Here is a 16,204-nt window from a genome sequence, read left to right on the forward strand (position 1 = left end):
AGGTGTGACGGACGGCGCCGTCACGGGGAGCGCGGTACGACGGAGGCGGGCGCCTCCTGCTCGGCCGCCGTGGACGGCAGGCTGCCGGGCCGCCCCACGGGCGTGCCGTCGACCCCGCTGGTGGCGGGCGGCGGGGCCGGGTCCTGGCGGTTGCCCGAGGTGCCCCGGTAGACCGCCGTGAAGGCCAGCGCGACCACCCCGATACCCATCAGGACGGCCAGCAGCCAGGCCACCGGGCGGTGCCAGCGGGCATGGCCGCGATAGGGCCGCCCGGCGCTCCCGTAGCGCCCGTACGGGCCGTAGGCGCCGTCCAGCTCCCGGCCCGGGCCGAAGCGGCCGTCCGGGTCGGCGTAGTCGTCGTACGGGCCGTCCCCGAACTCGCCGTCGCCCTCCGGACCGTACGCGTCGTCGAACAGCTCGTCCTCGGGGGACACCCCGGCCCGGCTGCGCCGGGACGCCTCGGCCTCGGCGCGGGCCTGCGCGGCGGCCAGCATGCGTTCGATGGCGGTGGGTTCATGGATGACGGCGGACCGTACAAAGTCCTCGTCGAAGACCACGGTGGCGAACTCGTCGTTCGCCTCCCCGTGGCTGCGGTCGTCGGGCTCGTCGCCGTTCGGGAACGGCTTGCCCCCCACGTCGTCCGGCACCCATTCAGAGTAGACCGGACGGGTCAATTTGGGCAGGGCGAAATGGTATTCGGGGGAAGATCTCCCCGGTGACCTCCCGGTTCGCCCATCCCCCGAACGGGTGACTCAGCGAGTGTGTCCGTCGCCGGTGACGATGTACTTGGTCGACGTCAGCTCGGGCAGCCCCATCGGTCCCCGGGCGTGGAGCTTCTGGGTGGAGATGCCGATCTCGGCGCCGAAGCCGAACTGGCTGCCGTCCGTGAAGCGGGTGGACGCGTTCACGGCGACCGTCGTGGAATCCACCAATTGGGTGAAGCGGCGGGCGGCCGCCTGGGACGTCGTGACGATCGCCTCGGTGTGACCGGAGGACCACAGCCCGATGTGGGCCACCGCGGCCTCCAGGGAGTCCACGACCGCCGCGGCGATGTCGTACGACAGGTACTCGGTCTCCCAGTCCTCTATCGCCGCCGGGACGACCGTGGCCTTCGTCCCCTCGGCCTCGGCCAGCGCCAGCACCCGCTCATCGGCGTGCACCGTGACACCGGCCGCCGCCAGCGCCTCCAGGGCGCGCGGCAGGAACTCCGCGGCGATGTCCTGGTGCACCAGCAGCGTCTCCGCCGCGTTGCACACGCTGGGGCGCTGGGCCTTGGAGTTCACCAGGATGTCCACGGCCATGTCGAGGTCCGCCTGGGCGTCCACGTACACATGGCAGTTGCCGGTGCCGGTCTCGATGACCGGAACGGTCGACTCCTCGACCACCGTGCGGATCAGCGAGGCGCCGCCACGCGGAATCAGCACATCCACCAGACCGCGGGCGCGCATCAGCTCGCGCACCGACTCCCGGCTCTCCCCCGGCACCAACTGGATCACGTCCGCGGGCAGTCCGGCGCCGCCCACGGCGTCGCGCAACACCTTCACCAGCGCGCTGTTCGAGTGGTACGCCGACGAAGAGCCGCGCAGCAGGACGGCGTTGCCCGACTTCAGGCACAGCGCCGCGGCGTCCACGGTGACGTTCGGGCGGGCCTCGTAGATGATGCCGACGACGCCCAGCGGGACGCGCACCTGGCGCAGATCGATGCCGTTGGGCAGCGTCGAGCCGCGCACCACCTCGCCGACCGGATCGGGCAGCGCGACCACGTCGCGCACATCGGAGGCGATGGCCCGCACCCGCTCCGGGGTGAGGGTCAGCCGGTCGACGATCGCCTCGCTCGTGCCCGCCTCCCGGGCCCGCGCCACATCGGTGGCGTTGGCCTCGATGATCTCCTTGGTCCGCACCTCCAGCGCGTCGGCCATCGCCAGCAGCGCGTCGTCCTTGAGGGCGCGCGGTACCGGGGCGAGGTCGACGGCCGCGGCTCGCGCCCGATAGGCGGTCTGGAGGACGGGAGACTTCGGCCAGGGGTCGGTGAGCGGCGACGTGGGTGCGCTGGTCATGCACGCAGCCTACTGAGCCGAGCGCGGCTACCCCTGCGGTATTCCGCTCTTCGAGATGGCCTTCTCATATCTCGAAGAGCCACCTGCGGTCACGTCCGCTCAGAACGGGTGCACGCCCACCGGGGAGGCCGGGGGCGGACCGTAGCCCTCCGCGATGCGCTGGTGATACGTATCACGGTCGATGACCTCAAGGCCCACGATCTCCCACGGGGGCAGCTTGGCCGTGGAACGGTGCTCGCCCCACAGCCGCAGCGCCACCGCCGCGGCGTCGTGCAGATCGCGCGCCTCTTCCCAGTAACGGATCTCGGCGTGATCGTTGGCGTAGCGGCTGGTCAGCAGGAAGGGGTGGTCGTGGGCCAGCTGCTCCAGCGCCCGCCGGACCTCCCGCAGCGGCGCCTCGGCACCCGAGACGCTCAGAGTGATGTGCCACAGCCGGGACAGCTCGACAGGTCGCTTGCTCTGCGCCGTCGCGTCCTCTGTCCCGGCATCGCCCGTCCCGGCGCCGTTCGCGCCGACACCGTTCAACCCGACACTGGTCAGGGTGCGCTCCGCCGCCCCTCGGGGCGGCGCCCCCGGGCGCCCTCGTCTCACCGGCGGCCTCCTGTAGCTCGCTGCTCCGCTCACGCGCGGGCGGAGCACTGTGGCGGTGGTGCTGTACGTCCACCGCGGGCCCGCTGCCCGCGCGACCCCGTTGAACAAAGTTGACCAGTCCTCGCGCGGCGGCGGGGCGTTTTTGCGGAAGGTAAGCCCCCTTTTTTCGGGGGCTTACCTCACCTCCGGGGCCCGCAGGCGCCTTGGGCGGAGCCTCATGCGTGGCGGTGGAGCACCACCAGATCGTCCCGGTGCACGACCTCGCGCTCGTACGCGGGGCCCAGCTCGCGGGCGAGGTCGCGGGTCGAGCGGCCGATCAGCCGTGGGATCTCCTTGGCGTCGAAGTTCACCAGCCCTCGGGCCACCGCGCGGCCCTCCGTGTCGCGCAGCTCGACCGGATCACCGGCGGTGAACTCACCCTCCACCGCCGCGATCCCCGCGGGCAGCAGCGACGTGCGGCGCTCCACGACGGCCCGCACCGCACCATCGTCCAGGGTGAGCGAGCCCCGGGGCTCCGAGGCGTGGGCGAGCCACAGCAGCCGGTCGGCCGAACGGCGGCCGGTGCGGTGGAAGTACGTACCGGTGGGGCGGCCCAGCAGGGCGTCCCCGGCCCGGCTGGCGGAGGTGAGCACCACGGGGACCCCGGCCGCGGCGGCGATCCGGGCCGCCTCGACCTTGGTGACCATGCCGCCGGTGCCGACCCCGGAGCGGCCCGCGCTGCCGATCGAGACCCCGGCGAGGTCCGCCGGGCCCTTGACCTCGCCGATGCGCGAGGTGCCGGGGGTCCTCGGGTCGCCGTCGTAGAGCCCGTCCACGTCGGAGAGCAGCACCAGCAGATCGGCGCGTACGAGATGGGCGACCAGGGCGGCGAGCCGGTCGTTGTCCCCGAACCGGATCTCGTCGGTGGCCACGGTGTCGTTCTCGTTGACGATCGGCAGCGCGCCCATGGCCAGCAGCTGGTCCAGGGTCCGGGTGGCGTTGCGGTAGTGGGCGCGGCGGCTGGTGTCGTCCGTGGTGAGCAGCACCTGGCCGACCCGGCGCCCGTAGCGCGCGAAGGAGGCGGTGTAGCGGGCCACCAGCAGGCCCTGTCCGACGCTGGCGGCGGCCTGCTGGCGGGCGAGGTCGCGGGGGCGCTTATCCAGGCCCAGGGGGGCGAGTCCGGCGGCGATGGCCCCGGAGGAGACCAGGACTATTTCCTTGCCGATCGCGGACCCCGGCCCGGCACCGGCGCCGCTCGCGTCCTGGTCGAGCACCTTCGCCAGCACGTCGACCAGCGCGTCAACCCGGTCCGCGTCCAGACCCCCCGCCGCGGTGGTGAGGGAAGACGAACCGATCTTGACCACGATCCTGCGGGCCGCGGCCACCTCGTCCCGTACCGCCGACCCGTCCTGCTCTGTCACGCCTCTCCCCTGCTCATCCCGGGATGGTCCCCGGCTCTCACGCGCACCTCGCGGAACGCGTGTCCCGCACACTCACATCATGACAAGGGGGCAATCTACGTGAGCCGGGCCCCGGCTCACCCGGCCTTTTCTCCGCGCCGTGAACCCCCGGGAGATCGTTTGGAGCCGTTTCGGGGCGGTTGGCACCTGCGCGGATTGTCACCGGGCTAGAGAGCGGCATACGGTCAGGGGTCCCCCCACACATCCACCGCCCTCCCGCCAGGAGCCCATCCCGTGCCCTCTGCTGGATTCGCCCCACGCCGGGTCGTACAGCTGACGGCGCTGCTAGCCATGGTGGTGTTCTTCACCACACAGCTCGTCGGCGCCGTGCTCCCGAACGTACCGCTCTTCATCGCCGCCTCGGCGTGCGGCCTCGCCCTCGACCTCTTCCTGCAGCACAAGCAGCCCGGACTGCTGTCACTGCTGGGCAAGGTGCGCTTCGACATCACGGTGCGCCAGCTGTTCCGCGACATGCTCATCATGGTCGGGCTGCTGCGGATCGAGGGAATCAATCCACTGCACGAGCAGGCGCCGCTGACCGTCGGGCTGCTGCTGTTCTACGTAGTGCACTTCGCCTGCCAGGCGGCCGCCATAATGGTGCGCCGCACCCGGCAGCTGCCGTTCGTCACGCGCAACATCGACGCGTCCGCGCTGCGGCTGAGCGAGGCCCCGCCGCGGCTGTTCGCCCGCCAGCACGGCCGCCGGATACTGCGGCTCGCCGCCCCCGCCACCGCCGGACTGCTGCTGACGGCCGGTACCAAGAACGGCGTCTGGGGGGCCGTCGGCCTCGCGATCGCCCTGCTGATCGGCATCGCCGGCACCGTCCACCTGGCCACCTGGCTGCTGCCGCGCAAGCGCGCGGTGAGCGAGGCGAAGGCCCTGGAGTGGCTCGACACCTGGCTGGCCGACTACCAGCCGACCGTGGGCATGTACTTCTCCGGCGGCACCAGCTCCGCGTACCAGGCGAACATGTGGCTCTCCACCCTCGCCGCGCTCGACGGCAACCCCATCATCGTGCTGCGCGAGCGGTTCATGGTGCAGAAGATCGACGCGACGGACGTCCCGATCGTCTGCCTCCCCAAGGTCGCCCATCTGATGCGCATCGAGCACTCGACGCTCAAGGTGCTGCTGCACCCGGCCAACTCGGGCAAGACCTCGCAGGTGCTGCGGATCCCCTCGATCAAGCACGCGTTCATCAACCACGGCGAGAGCGACAAGCTCTCCAGCTGCAACCCGTACGCCAAGGCGTACGACGAGGTGTGGGTCGCGGGCCCGGCCGCGCGCGACCGCTACCAGCTCGCCGACATCGGCGTCGAGGACAAGGACGTGGTGGAGGTCGGCCGCCCGCAGCTGGCGCCGATCCGCCCCTACGCGGGCGTCCCGACCGGTGAGTACACCACCGTGCTGTACGCGCCGACCTGGGAGGGCTGGGACGGCAACCCGGGCAACACCTCGGTCATCCTGGCGGGCGAGAACATCGTCCGCGAACTCCTCGCCGACCCCAAGGTGCGGCTGCTCTACAAGCCGCACCCGATGACCGGCTCCGTCGACCGGCGGGCCGGGCAGGCCAACGACCGCATCAAGGCGATGATCGCCGAGGCGAACACCCAGCGCGGCGGGGCCCGTCCGCCCGCCGAGGCCGCGACCGAGCTGAACCAGCGCGCCGAGGAGCTGAACCAGCTCACCAGCACGGCCTTCCGCCGCAGCGCCGACGAGATCGAGCGCATGCGGCTCCAGGGCACCCCGGACGACAACCGCGCCGCGGGCGTCGCGGCCGCCACCGCCGCCTGGGAGAGCGCCTACTGGGCGTCGCTGCCGGCGTGGGAGCACCAGGTCGTCACCGGCCCGCGACCCGCCATCTTCACCTGCTTCAACCAGGCCGATGTGCTGATCAGCGATGTGTCGAGCGTCGTCTCGGACTACCTGACCAGCGAGAAGCCGTACGCGGTGGCGAACACCAGCGGGCTGACCGAGGAGGAGTTCCGGGCGAACTTCCCGACGGTGCGCGCCGCCACGATTCTCACGCCCGAGGCGTCTGAGGTTCCGGAGCTGCTGGAGACCGTCCGCGAGCCCGAGAAGGACACCCTCGCGGCCGCCCGCGCCGAGCTGAAGGTGCATCTGCTCGGACCGTCCGACCCGCCGTCCCTGGTGCGCTTCGACCAGGCCGCGCAGACGCTGGCCCGGCTGGCCGACGAGCGGCGGGCGCGGATGGCCACCCGGCTGGCCGACGAGATCCCGTCGCAGCGCGAGGCCCGGGACGCGGCCGAGGAGACCGAGCTGGAGGCCGGACCGTCGGAGCCGGAGGAGACGGCCAACGTCTGAGCCATCTGCCTGAGACGGCTGAGGCGCCGCAGCGCGCGTAAGGGCCCGGGAGCATCGCTCCCGGGCCCTTTGCCGTGGCACCGGCCGCTCGCGGCCGACAGGGGCCGTCAGGGCGCGTGACGGAGGCAGCCCACCCGCGCCCGCGCCCCGAAGCCGCCTAGAACGGCTTGAACGTCTCGTACTCCTCGTCCGCGTCGTCCCGCTCCGCGTCCCGGTCGCGGCGCCGCTGCGCCGCCGGGCGGGGGGTCTCGAACCGGTGGTCCTCACCTCGGCGGCCCAGCATCTCGGCGCCCGACGCGAGCGTCGGCTCCCAGTCGAAGACGACCGCGTTCTCCTCGGGGCCGATGACGACCTCGTCGCCCGCGCGGGCGCCCGCCTTCATCAGCTCCTCCTCGACGCCGAGCCGGTTCAGCCGGTCGGCGAGATAGCCGACGGCCTCGTCGTTGGCGAAGTCGGTCTGACGGACCCAGCGTTCGGGCTTCTCGCCCACGACGCGGTAGAAACCGTCCTCCGCGACGACCCTGAAGCCCGCGTCGTCCACGGCCTTCGGGCGGATGACGATCCTGGTCGCCTCCTCCTTCGGCTTGGCCGCCCGCGCCGTCCCGACGATGTCGGCGAGGGCGAACGACAGCTCCCGCAAGCCGAGGTGGGCGACGGCCGAGACCTCGAAGACCTGGTAGCCGCGGGCCTCCAGGTCCGGGCGGATCATGTCGGCGAGGTCCTTGCCGTCCGGGATGTCGACCTTGTTGAGGACGACGAGCCGGGGCCGGTCCTCCAGACCGCCGTACTCGGCGAGTTCGGCCTCGATGACGTCGAGGTCGGTCAGCGGGTCGCGCTCGGACTCCAGCACCGCGGTGTCCAGGATGTGCACCAGCACCGAGCAGCGCTCGACATGGCGCAGGAACTCCAGCCCGAGGCCCTTGCCCTGGCTGGCGCCCGGGATCAGACCGGGCACGTCCGCGATGGTGTAGACGGTCGAACCGGCCGTCACCACGCCGAGGTTGGGCACCAGGGTGGTGAAGGGGTAGTCGGCGATCTTCGGCTTGGCGGCCGAGAGCACCGAGATCAGCGACGACTTACCGGCGCTCGGGTAGCCGACGAGGGCCACGTCCGCGACGGTCTTCAGCTCCAGGACGACATCGCCGGTGTGGCCCGGCTCGCCCAGCAGCGCGAAGCCGGGGGCCTTCCGGCGGGCCGACGCCAGGGCCGCGTTGCCGAGGCCGCCGCGGCCGCCCTGGGCGGCGATGTAGGTGGTGCCCTCGCCGATCAGGTCGGCGAGCACGTCGCCCTTCTTGTCGAGGACGACGGTGCCGTCCGGAACCGGCAGGATCAGGTCGCTGCCGTCCTTGCCGGAGCGGTTGCCGCCCTCACCGGGCTTGCCGTTGGTGGCCTTGCGGTGCGGGCTGTGGTGGTACTCGAGCAACGTGGTGACCGACTGGTCGACGACCAGGATCACATCGCCACCCCGGCCACCGTTACCGCCGTCCGGGCCGCCGAGCGGCTTGAACTTCTCGCGGTGCACGGAGGCGCAGCCGTGGCCTCCGTTACCCGCGGCGACGTGCAGCTCGACGCGGTCCACGAAGGTGGTCATGACGGGTGCCTCCAGTTACGTACGGGGTCGATGTGTCGTCGTTACCTGCGTAACAGGCACAACGCGCCGAGGGCGGACCCGCTTCCCCGTCACGGGAAAGAGCGGTCCGCCCTCGGAAAGGTGTGTGGCGTCGTGCCGGGGCCGAGATTACTCGGCGACCGGGACGATGTTCACGACCTTGCGGCCACGGTGGGTGCCGAACTGCACCGCACCGGCGGCCAGCGCGAACAGCGTGTCGTCGCCGCCGCGGCCGACGCCCGTGCCCGGGTGGAAGTGCGTGCCGCGCTGGCGGACGAGGATCTCACCCGCGTTGACGGCCTGGCCGCCGAAGCGCTTGACCCCGAGCCGCTGGGCGTTGGAGTCGCGACCGTTCCGAGTGGACGATGCGCCCTTCTTGTGTGCCATGTCTCCTCAGTCCCTTACTTCGCAGCCGAGTCGATGCCGGTGATCTTCAGCGCGGTGTGCAGCTGGCGGTGGCCGATCCGCTTCCGGTAACCGGTCTTGTTCTTGTACTTCAGGATGTCGATCTTGGCACCCTTGTGGTGGTCAACGACCTCGGCGTGAACCTTCACACCGGCCAGGACCCACGGGTCGCTGGTGACGGCATCGCCGTCGACAACGAGCAGAGTCGAGAGCTCGACGGTGTCGCCGACCTTGCTGGTTCCAATGCGGTCGACCTCGATGACATCGCCCACGGCTACCTTCTGCTGGCGGCCGCCGGTGCGCACGATTGCGTACACGCGGTTCTCACTCTCTCGCTAGTAAATGGGACCTCTGATGCCAGCCGCTCTCCATGACCCCACGAAGGTCATGACAACCGAGTGATGCCTCGCGGTTCAGCGTGGTTCAGCATCGGCCGAGCGGCCTCTCCCGCAGGGCGGGAGGGATGTGCTCAGGGGCTTGGCGTAGGACGCCGAGGGTCAAGGTTACCAGAGCCCGGAGGCCACTCTCCGCACCTGCGCAGGCGGCCTCCGGACGCCTCGTATCCGGCTCAGTCGTCGGCGGAGGCCGAGACCGACTGCGGCGTCTGCTGCTCCGCCGCCGCGGTCTTCTTCGACGCCGCCTTCTTGGTGGTCGTCTTCTTCGCCGTCGTCTTCTTCGCGGTCGTCTTCTTGGCCGTCGTCGTCTTCGACGCGGTCTTCTTGGCGGCCGTCTTCTTGGCGGGTGCCTTCTTCGCGGGCGCCTTCTTGGCGGCCGTCTTACGGGCCGTCTTCTTCGCCGGTGCCTTGGCCTCGCCGTCCTCCGGAGCCTCGGCCCCGCCCTCGGCCTCACCGTCGGCGGACGCCGCCACCGGCTCGTCGGCCTCCGGCTTCGCCTCCGTGGGGGCGCTGACGACCACCACGGCGGCGTCCTCGGAGCCCGTGGGCGAGCCCGCCGGAGCGGACACCTTACGGGTCGCCCGGCGGCGCGCACGCGGCGCGGGAGCGGCCTCCGGCTCGGGGGCCGCCTCCGGCTCGGCGGCCGGAGCGGCGGCCTCGGGCGCCTCGGCGGGCACCTCCGGCTTCGGCTCGTCCGCCGCCACGACCACGGCCTCCGGCTGCGCGGCGCTCTTCGGGGCGCCCGCCGGGGCGGACACCTTGCGGGTCGCCCGGCGCCGGCTACGCCCACGGCCCGCGGCGGCCTCGGCCTCGGCGGCGCTGCTGTACAGCTCCTCGTCGGCCGCGAAGACCGGCTCCGGGAGCGCCTTCGGCTCCGCGACCTCCGCCGCGACCTCCTCGGCGGCCTCGACGACCGTCTCGGCCTCGGCGGTCTCCTCCGGCGCGGGCGCCTGCTGGCCACCGGCCGCCGACGACTTCTTCTTCTTGCGCTTGCCGCCGCCACCACCGCCGCCGACCGCCGTCGGCTGGTCCATGTGGACGATCACGCCGCGGCCGTTGCAGTGGACACAGGACTCGGAGAACGACTCCAGCAGGCCCTGGCCGACCCGCTTACGGGTCATCTGGACCAGGCCCAGCGAGGTGACCTCGGCCACCTGGTGCTTCGTACGGTCGCGGCCCAGGCACTCCAGCAGCCGCCGCAGCACCAGATCGCGGTTGGACTCCAGCACCATGTCGATGAAGTCGATCACGATGATGCCGCCGAGGTCGCGCAGCCGCAGCTGGCGCACGATCTCCTCGGCCGCCTCCAGGTTGTTCCTGGTGACCGTCTCCTCCAGGTTGCCGCCCTGGCCGGTGAACTTGCCGGTGTTGACGTCGACCACGACCATCGCCTCGGTCCGGTCGATCACCAGCGAGCCGCCGCTGGGCAGCCAGACCTTGCGGTCCAGCGCCTTCATCAGCTGCTCGTCGATCCGGTACGTGGCGAAGACGTCGACGTCCGAGTTCCACTTCTGGAGCCGGTCGACGAGGTCGGGCGCGACGTGCTGGACGTAGCCGTGGATGGTCTGCCAGGCGTCCTCGCCGCTGACGATGACCTTGGAGAAGTCCTCGTTGAAGATGTCGCGGACGACCCGGACGGTCATGTCCGGCTCCCCGTAGAGGAGCGTCGGCGCGTTCCCGCTCTTCGCCTTCTTCTTGATCTCTTCCCACTGGGCCTGCAGCCGCTGGACGTCGCGCGCCAGCTCGTCCTCGCTCGCGCCCTCGGCGGCGGTGCGCACGATGACGCCCGCGTCCTCGGGGACGATCTTCTTGAGGATCTGCTTCAGCCGGGCGCGCTCGGTGTCGGGCAGCTTGCGGCTGATGCCCGTCATGGAGCCCTCGGGCACGTACACCAGGTAGCGGCCGGGCAGGGAGACCTGGCTGGTCAGCCGGGCGCCCTTGTGGCCGATCGGGTCCTTGGTGACCTGGACGAGCACGGACTGCCCGGACTTCAGGGCGGTCTCGATGCGGCGCGGACCGCCGGTGAGCCCCAGCGCCTCGAAGTTGACCTCGCCCGCGTACAGCACGGCGTTGCGGCCCTTGCCGATGTCGACGAAGGCGGCCTCCATCGACGGCAGCACGTTCTGGACCTTGCCCAGGTAGACGTTGCCGACGTAGCTGGTGGCCTGCTCCTTGTTGACGAAGTGCTCAACGAGGACGTTGTCCTCCAGCACGCCGATCTGGGTGCGCTCGCCGTTCTGCCGGACGACCATCACCCGCTCGACCGCCTCACGGCGGGCCAGGAACTCGGCCTCGGTGATGATCGGCACCCGGCGGCGGCCCTGCTCGCGCCCCTCGCGGCGGCGCTGCTTCTTCGCCTCCAGACGCGTCGAGCCCTTGATCGACTGCACCTCGTCCGAGCTGGACTCGGTGTCCTTCGCGCGCCGCTCGCGCGGTTCCCGGACCTTGACGACCGTACGCTCCGGGTCGTCACCGCCCGACTCCCCCTCGGCGCCGTCCCCGCTGCGACGGCGGCGACGGCGGCGGCGACGGCTGCTGCTGGAGCTGCCACCGCCGGACTCACCGGCCTCGGCGCCGTCCTCGTCGGCGCCCGGCTCCTCGCCGGTCTCGCCGTCGGCCTGCGCCTCGTCCTCGTAAGCGGCGCCGTCCTCGCCCTCGGAACGGCCCTCGGCGCCCTCGGCGTCGGCGGACTCGCCCCGGCGGCGGCGACGGCCACCACGGCGACGGCGGCGGGCCGGGCGGTCGCCCGACTCCTCGTCGCCCTGCTCACGGTCGGCCGCACGGCCGTCCTGCTCGGTCTCCTCGGCGGCAGCGGCGGGCTCCTCGGCCTCCGCCGGGCGCTCCTCGACCGGCTCGCCCCGGCGGCGACGGCGACGGCGGCCGCCCGCGGCGGGGGCCACCGGCTCGGCGGCCGGGGTCTTGTCCTGCGCGGCGGTCTCCTCGGCCTCTTCGGGCTCGTCGGTCTCTTCCGCGGCGGACGCGGCGGCCTCGGCGGCGGCGCTCTCCGGGGTCTGGAAGACCGGCTCGGTGAAGACCGGCGCCTGGAACACCGCTGTCGGCGGGCGCACGGCCCGGCGGCGGCCACCGCGCGGCGCGGTCTCCGGCTCGGCCTCGGGCTCGGCGGCCTCGGCGGCCTGCGGCTCGGGCTGCTGCTCCTCGGCGGCGGCCGTCTTGCGCGTGGCGCGGCGGCGGCGGGCGCGCGGCGTCTCTTCGGCGCTCTCCTCCGCAGCGGCCGCGGCGGGCTGCTCGGGGGTCGGCTCTTCGGCGGCCGCTGTGGCCTCGGCCTCGGCGGCGGCCGTCTTACGGGTCGCACGGCGGCGGGTACGGGCGGGCGGCGCGGCCTCGGCGGAAGCCTCGGCCTCTGCGGCCGCGGGCTCGGCCGGGGTGGCCTCGGCGCCCGTCTCGTCGGCGGCGGTCTGCTCGTCGGCGGTCTGCGGCGCACCGGCCGCGGCGGTCGCCTTACGGGCGGCACGGCGGCGCGTACGGGCACGGGGCGCCTCGTCGGCCGGGGCGTCGGCTGCGACTGCGGCTGGGGCGGTGTCCTCGTCGCCACTGCCACCAGCGGCCGCCGCAGACGACGCGTCCACGTCGGCGGGCTCGGTCTGCGGGGCGCCCTCCGGCGCGACGGCCTTGCGGGTGGCCCGGCGGCGCGCACGGGCGGGCGGCGCGGCCTCGGCGGCGGGCTCCGGCTCGGCGGCCGGTTCCGGGGCCGCCGCGGTCTCCTCCGCCGACACCACGGTCTCGGCGGCCTCCGGCGCACCGGCCGGGGCGGTCACCTTGCGGGTGGCCCGGCGGCGCGCACGGGCGGGCGGCGCGGGCTCAGCGGCGGGCTCCGGCGCGGCGGCCGGGGCCTCGGCGGGCTCGACGGCCCGGGGGGCGTCCGCCGTAACGACGGTCTCTGCGGTCTCCGGCGCACCCGTCGGGGCGGCGGTCTTACGCGTCGCCCGGCGGCGCCCACGGGCGGGCGGCGCGGCGGAAGCGGTGTCACCGCCGGAGGCGCCGGAGGCGTCGGAGCCAGTGGAGACGGCGGACGCCTCCGCGGCGGCCACAGCGGCGCCGGCGGCGATCGACTCGGCCGGTATGGCCGGTACCGCAGGAGTGGTGACCTCGGCGTCGCTCACGCCGCCGACCGGCGGACCGGCGGGGCGGGAGGCGGCGCGGCGGCGGCGCGGGGGCAGGGTGTCGCTGGGTGATGTGGCATCCCCGGAGGCGGCGGCGCGTGGCGCGGCTTGTGCCTGGGGCTGGATAGGTTCGGTCGGCTCAATGGGCTCGAGCATGCGGGCGGTTCTCCCGTCACGCTCCCGGGCGCCGCGCCTGCTTCCGGCTGAACCCCACGCGTGCGCGGGTTCCGCCGTCCGGGGCGCGGGCGCCGCACGGGAGCTGTCGTATCGCTCGCCGGGCCGGTTTTCAGGGCCGGGACCGGCGAAAGTCTCCTGGTCAGTGCGCCTGCCGGACCCGGGTGGCTCCCAAGTGCCTGGGCGGCGCATCGACGGCGGTCCTTACGCGGAACCTTCCGGCGCCACCATCGCGGCGGTCAGCTCGGCGGCCGTGGGTGGGGCGGCCTGAACTGCCTCGCGATCGGGCGCGAGCGGGTCGGTCACCGTGCCGGACTCCTCATCGAGCAGCCCCTGCGCCAGCCTGGTCACCGCTGCGGGGACCGGCGGCGCCAGGTCGGCCGTAGCGCGGAGACCGGACAGGACGTCGTCGGGTCGTACGGCAGGTGTCAGATGCCGTACTACCAGCCGCAGTATCGCACAGCCATCGTCGCCAGGCCTATCGCCCCGACCTGCGGACGCTTCCAGGCGGGCCACCGCGGCCCGGGCGTCGAAGGTGCGCATGCCGTTTTTCGTCCGGCGCTCGACCTCGACGGTCTCGGCCTCCAGGAAGGCGGCCACGGCCCGTTCGGCCTCCGCCGGGGCGACCCGGTCGAGCCGGATCTCCCATACGGACGCCTGGAGCCGGTCGGCGAGCCCGGAGGTGCGGGACTCGACGGCGTCGGTGACGTCGAGTCCGTCGGGCAGCGACTCGTTGAGCAGCGTCCGCAGCGTCTCGGGGTCCCGCGCCTCGGTGAGCTGGATCTCCAGGTACTCGGCCTCACTGCCGGTGCCGGTGGGTGCGGCATTGGCGTACGACACCTTGGGGTGCGGGGTGAAGCCCGCCGAGTAGGCCATGGGCACCTCGGCGCGGCGCAGCGCCCGCTCGAAGGCGCGCTGGAAGTCGCGGTGGCTGGTGAACCGGAGGCGGCCGCGCTTGGTGTAACGCAAACGAATGCGCTGCACCGCGGGTGCGGGCGGCGGGCCTTCGGGCTGTCGCTTGCCCAGGGGACTGTCTCCTTGTGCTTCTTCGCTTTTCGGCGCACGGGCCTCAGCGGGCCCGTGCGCCTTCCAGCGTACTTTGTGACCGGTCGGTTGCCCGAGGGCTACTTCACGACCGAGAGGGGCAGCAGCTTGCGGCCGGTGGGGCCGATCTGGATGGACGTGTCCATCTGCGGGCAGACGCCGCAGTCGAAGCACGGGGTCCAGCGGCAGTCCTCGACCTCGGTCTCGTCGAGCGAGTCCTGCCAGTCCTCCCACAGCCAGTCCTTGTCGAGACCGGAGTCGAGGTGGTCCCAGGGCAGGACCTCCTCGTAGGTGCGCTCGCGGGTGGTGTACCAGTCGACGTCCAGCCCGACCTCGGGCAGGGTGCGCTCGGCGCACTCCATCCAGCGGTCGTACGAGAAGTGCTCGCGCCAGCCGTCGAAGCGGCCGCCGTCCTCGTAGACGGCACGGATGACCGCGCCCACCCGGCGGTCGCCACGCGAGAGCAGGCCCTCGACGATGCCGGGCTTGCCGTCGTGGTAGCGGAAGCCGATCGAGCGGCCGTACTTCTTGTCGCCGCGGATCCGCTCGCGCAGCTTCTCCAGCCGGGCGTCGGTGTCCTCGGCGCTGAGCTGCGGCGCCCACTGGAACGGGGTGTGCGGCTTGGGGACGAAACCGCCGATCGAGACGGTGCAGCGGATGTCGTTCTTGCCGGACACCTCACGGCCCTTGGCGATCACCTTGGTCGCCATCTCGGCGATCTGCAGCACGTCCTCGTCGGTCTCGGTCGGCAGGCCGCACATGAAGTACAGCTTCACCTGCCGCCAGCCGTTGCCGTACGCGGTGGACACCGTACGGATGAGGTCCTCTTCCGAGACCATCTTGTTGATGACCTTACGGATGCGCTCGGAGCCGCCCTCGGGGGCGAAGGTGAGGCCCGAGCGGCGGCCGTTGCGGGTCAGCTCGTTGGCCAGGTCGATGTTGAAGGCGTCCACCCGGGTCGACGGGAGGGACAGGCCGATCTTGTCTTCCGTGTACCGGTCGGCGAGGCCCTTGGCGATGTCGCCGATCTCGGTGTGGTCGGCGGAGGAGAGCGACAGCAGGCCGACTTCCTCGAAACCGGTGGCCTTGAGGCCCTTGTCGACCATGTCGCCGATGCCGGTGATGGAGCGCTCGCGCACCGGGCGGGTGATCATGCCCGCCTGGCAGAAGCGGCAGCCGCGGGTGCAGCCGCGGAAGATCTCCACCGACATCCGCTCGTGCACGGTCTCGGCGAGCGGCACGAGCGGCTGCTTCGGGTACGGCCACTCGTCCAGGTCCATGACGGTGTGCTTGGAGACGCGCCACGGCACGCCCGAGCGGTTCGGGATGACGCGCGAGATCCGGCCGTCGGCCAGGTACTCCACGTCGTAGAACTTCGGCACGTAGATGCTGCCGGTGCGGGCGAGGCGGAACAGCAGCTCGTCGCGGCCGCCGGGGCGGTCCTCGGCCTTCCAGGCCCGGATGATCTCGGTCATCTCCAGGACGGCCTGCTCGCCGTCGCCGATCACCGCGCAGTCGATGAAGTCCGCGATCGGCTCCGGGTTGAACGCGGCGTGGCCACCCGCGACCACGACCGGGTGGTCGACGGTGCGGTCGGCGGCGTCCAGCGGGATACCGGCGAGGTCGAGCGCGGTGAGCAGGTTGGTGTAGCCCAGCTCGGTCGAGAAGGAGACGCCGAAGACGTCGAAGGCGGACACCGGGCGGTGCGCGTCCACGGTGAACTGCGGCACCTTGTGCTCGCGCATCAGCTCTTCGAGGTCCGGCCAGACGCTGTACGTACGCTCGGCGAGCACGCCCTCGCGCTCGTTGAGCACCTCGTAGAGGATCATGACGCCCTGGTTGGGCAGCCCGACCTCGTAGGCGTCCGGGTACATGAGCGCCCAGCGGACGTCGCACTCGTCCCAGCTTTTGACCGTGGAGTTCAGTTCACCGCCGACGTACTGGATCGGCTTCTGCACATGGGGGAGCAGGGCCTCGAGCTGTGGGAAGACCGACTCGACAGACATCAGTAACCTTCGTGCGCGGACAGGGGTGACCCTCAAGCGTA

Annotated in this window: 11 protein-coding genes; 1 reads left to right on the plus strand and 10 read right to left on the minus strand. The window is 72.4% G+C overall.

Features of this window, described 5'->3' with window-relative positions; genetic code table 11:
• Positions 1-20: 20 nt before the first annotated feature.
• The 4 genes from ACWC5C_RS04745 to proB form a co-directional block, all read right to left on the minus strand.
• Positions 21-647, minus strand: coding sequence for an SCO2584 family spore wall biosynthesis protein (locus ACWC5C_RS04745; RefSeq protein ID WP_450873682.1), 627 nt, complete (start codon positions 645-647; stop codon positions 21-23).
• A gap of 105 nt (positions 648-752) precedes the next feature.
• The gene (locus tag ACWC5C_RS04750; protein ID WP_450873684.1) at positions 753-2,057 is read right to left on the minus strand and encodes a glutamate-5-semialdehyde dehydrogenase; all 1,305 of its coding nucleotides are present in this window, start codon (positions 2,055-2,057) and stop codon (positions 753-755) included.
• A 99-nt stretch (positions 2,058-2,156) separates the two neighbouring features.
• Entirely contained in the window at positions 2,157-2,648 is a 492-nt protein-coding gene (locus tag ACWC5C_RS04755) for a hypothetical protein (protein WP_450873686.1), read from the minus strand.
• 215 nt (positions 2,649-2,863) lie between these two features.
• Complete coding sequence (gene proB / locus ACWC5C_RS04760) at positions 2,864-4,012, minus strand: glutamate 5-kinase (RefSeq protein ID WP_450874002.1); 1,149 nt, start codon at positions 4,010-4,012, stop codon at positions 2,864-2,866.
• 309 nt (positions 4,013-4,321) lie between these two features.
• On the opposite strand from proB, the gene ACWC5C_RS04765 reads away from it, so the two are divergent.
• On the plus strand, positions 4,322-6,409 hold the full coding sequence (locus ACWC5C_RS04765) for a hypothetical protein (RefSeq protein ID WP_450873688.1): 2,088 nt from the start codon (positions 4,322-4,324) through the stop codon (positions 6,407-6,409).
• A gap of 157 nt (positions 6,410-6,566) precedes the next feature.
• On the opposite strand, the gene obgE is transcribed toward ACWC5C_RS04765, so the two are convergent.
• The 6 genes from obgE to ACWC5C_RS04795 form a co-directional block, all read right to left on the minus strand.
• A complete protein-coding gene (obgE, locus tag ACWC5C_RS04770) occupies positions 6,567-8,000 on the minus strand; it encodes a GTPase ObgE (RefSeq protein WP_450873690.1) in 1,434 nt (477 codons plus the stop codon).
• Between the two features lie 147 nt (positions 8,001-8,147).
• Positions 8,148-8,405 carry a 50S ribosomal protein L27 gene (rpmA, locus tag ACWC5C_RS04775; protein WP_009717948.1) on the minus strand — a complete coding sequence of 86 codons (258 nt, stop codon included), beginning with the start codon at positions 8,403-8,405 and terminating at the stop codon, positions 8,148-8,150.
• Positions 8,406-8,419: 14 nt separating this feature from the next.
• Positions 8,420-8,740 carry a 50S ribosomal protein L21 gene (gene rplU, locus ACWC5C_RS04780; protein ID WP_009717947.1) on the minus strand — a complete coding sequence of 107 codons (321 nt, stop codon included), beginning with the start codon at positions 8,738-8,740 and terminating at the stop codon, positions 8,420-8,422.
• 251 nt (positions 8,741-8,991) lie between these two features.
• Positions 8,992-13,095, minus strand: coding sequence for an Rne/Rng family ribonuclease (locus ACWC5C_RS04785; RefSeq protein ID WP_450873693.1), 4,104 nt, complete (start codon positions 13,093-13,095; stop codon positions 8,992-8,994).
• Positions 13,096-13,317: 222 nt separating this feature from the next.
• A complete protein-coding gene (locus tag ACWC5C_RS04790; RefSeq protein ID WP_450873695.1) occupies positions 13,318-14,097 on the minus strand; it encodes a TIGR03936 family radical SAM-associated protein in 780 nt (259 codons plus the stop codon).
• 140 nt (positions 14,098-14,237) lie between these two features.
• Positions 14,238-16,163, minus strand: a complete 1,926-nt coding sequence (locus tag ACWC5C_RS04795; protein WP_450873697.1) for a TIGR03960 family B12-binding radical SAM protein — start codon at positions 16,161-16,163, stop codon at positions 14,238-14,240.
• Between the last annotated feature and the right edge of the window lie 41 nt (positions 16,164-16,204).

This window comes from Streptomyces sp. NPDC001700, assembly GCF_053596435.1.

Bases quoted from the DNA above. Each gene is read 5' to 3' on its own strand.
- ACWC5C_RS04785 (WP_450873693.1), bottom strand. From the start codon at position 13,095: ATGCTCGAGCCCATTGAGCCGACCGAACCTATCCAGCCCCAGGCACAA.
- obgE (WP_450873690.1), bottom strand. From the start codon at position 8,000: ATGACCACCTTCGTGGACCGCGTCGAGCTGCACGTCGCCGCGGGTAAC.
- ACWC5C_RS04795 (WP_450873697.1), bottom strand. From the start codon at position 16,163: ATGTCTGTCGAGTCGGTCTTCCCACAGCTCGAGGCCCTGCTCCCCCAT.
- rpmA (WP_009717948.1), bottom strand. From the start codon at position 8,405: ATGGCACACAAGAAGGGCGCATCGTCCACTCGGAACGGTCGCGACTCC.
- ACWC5C_RS04750 (WP_450873684.1), bottom strand. From the start codon at position 2,057: ATGACCAGCGCACCCACGTCGCCGCTCACCGACCCCTGGCCGAAGTCT.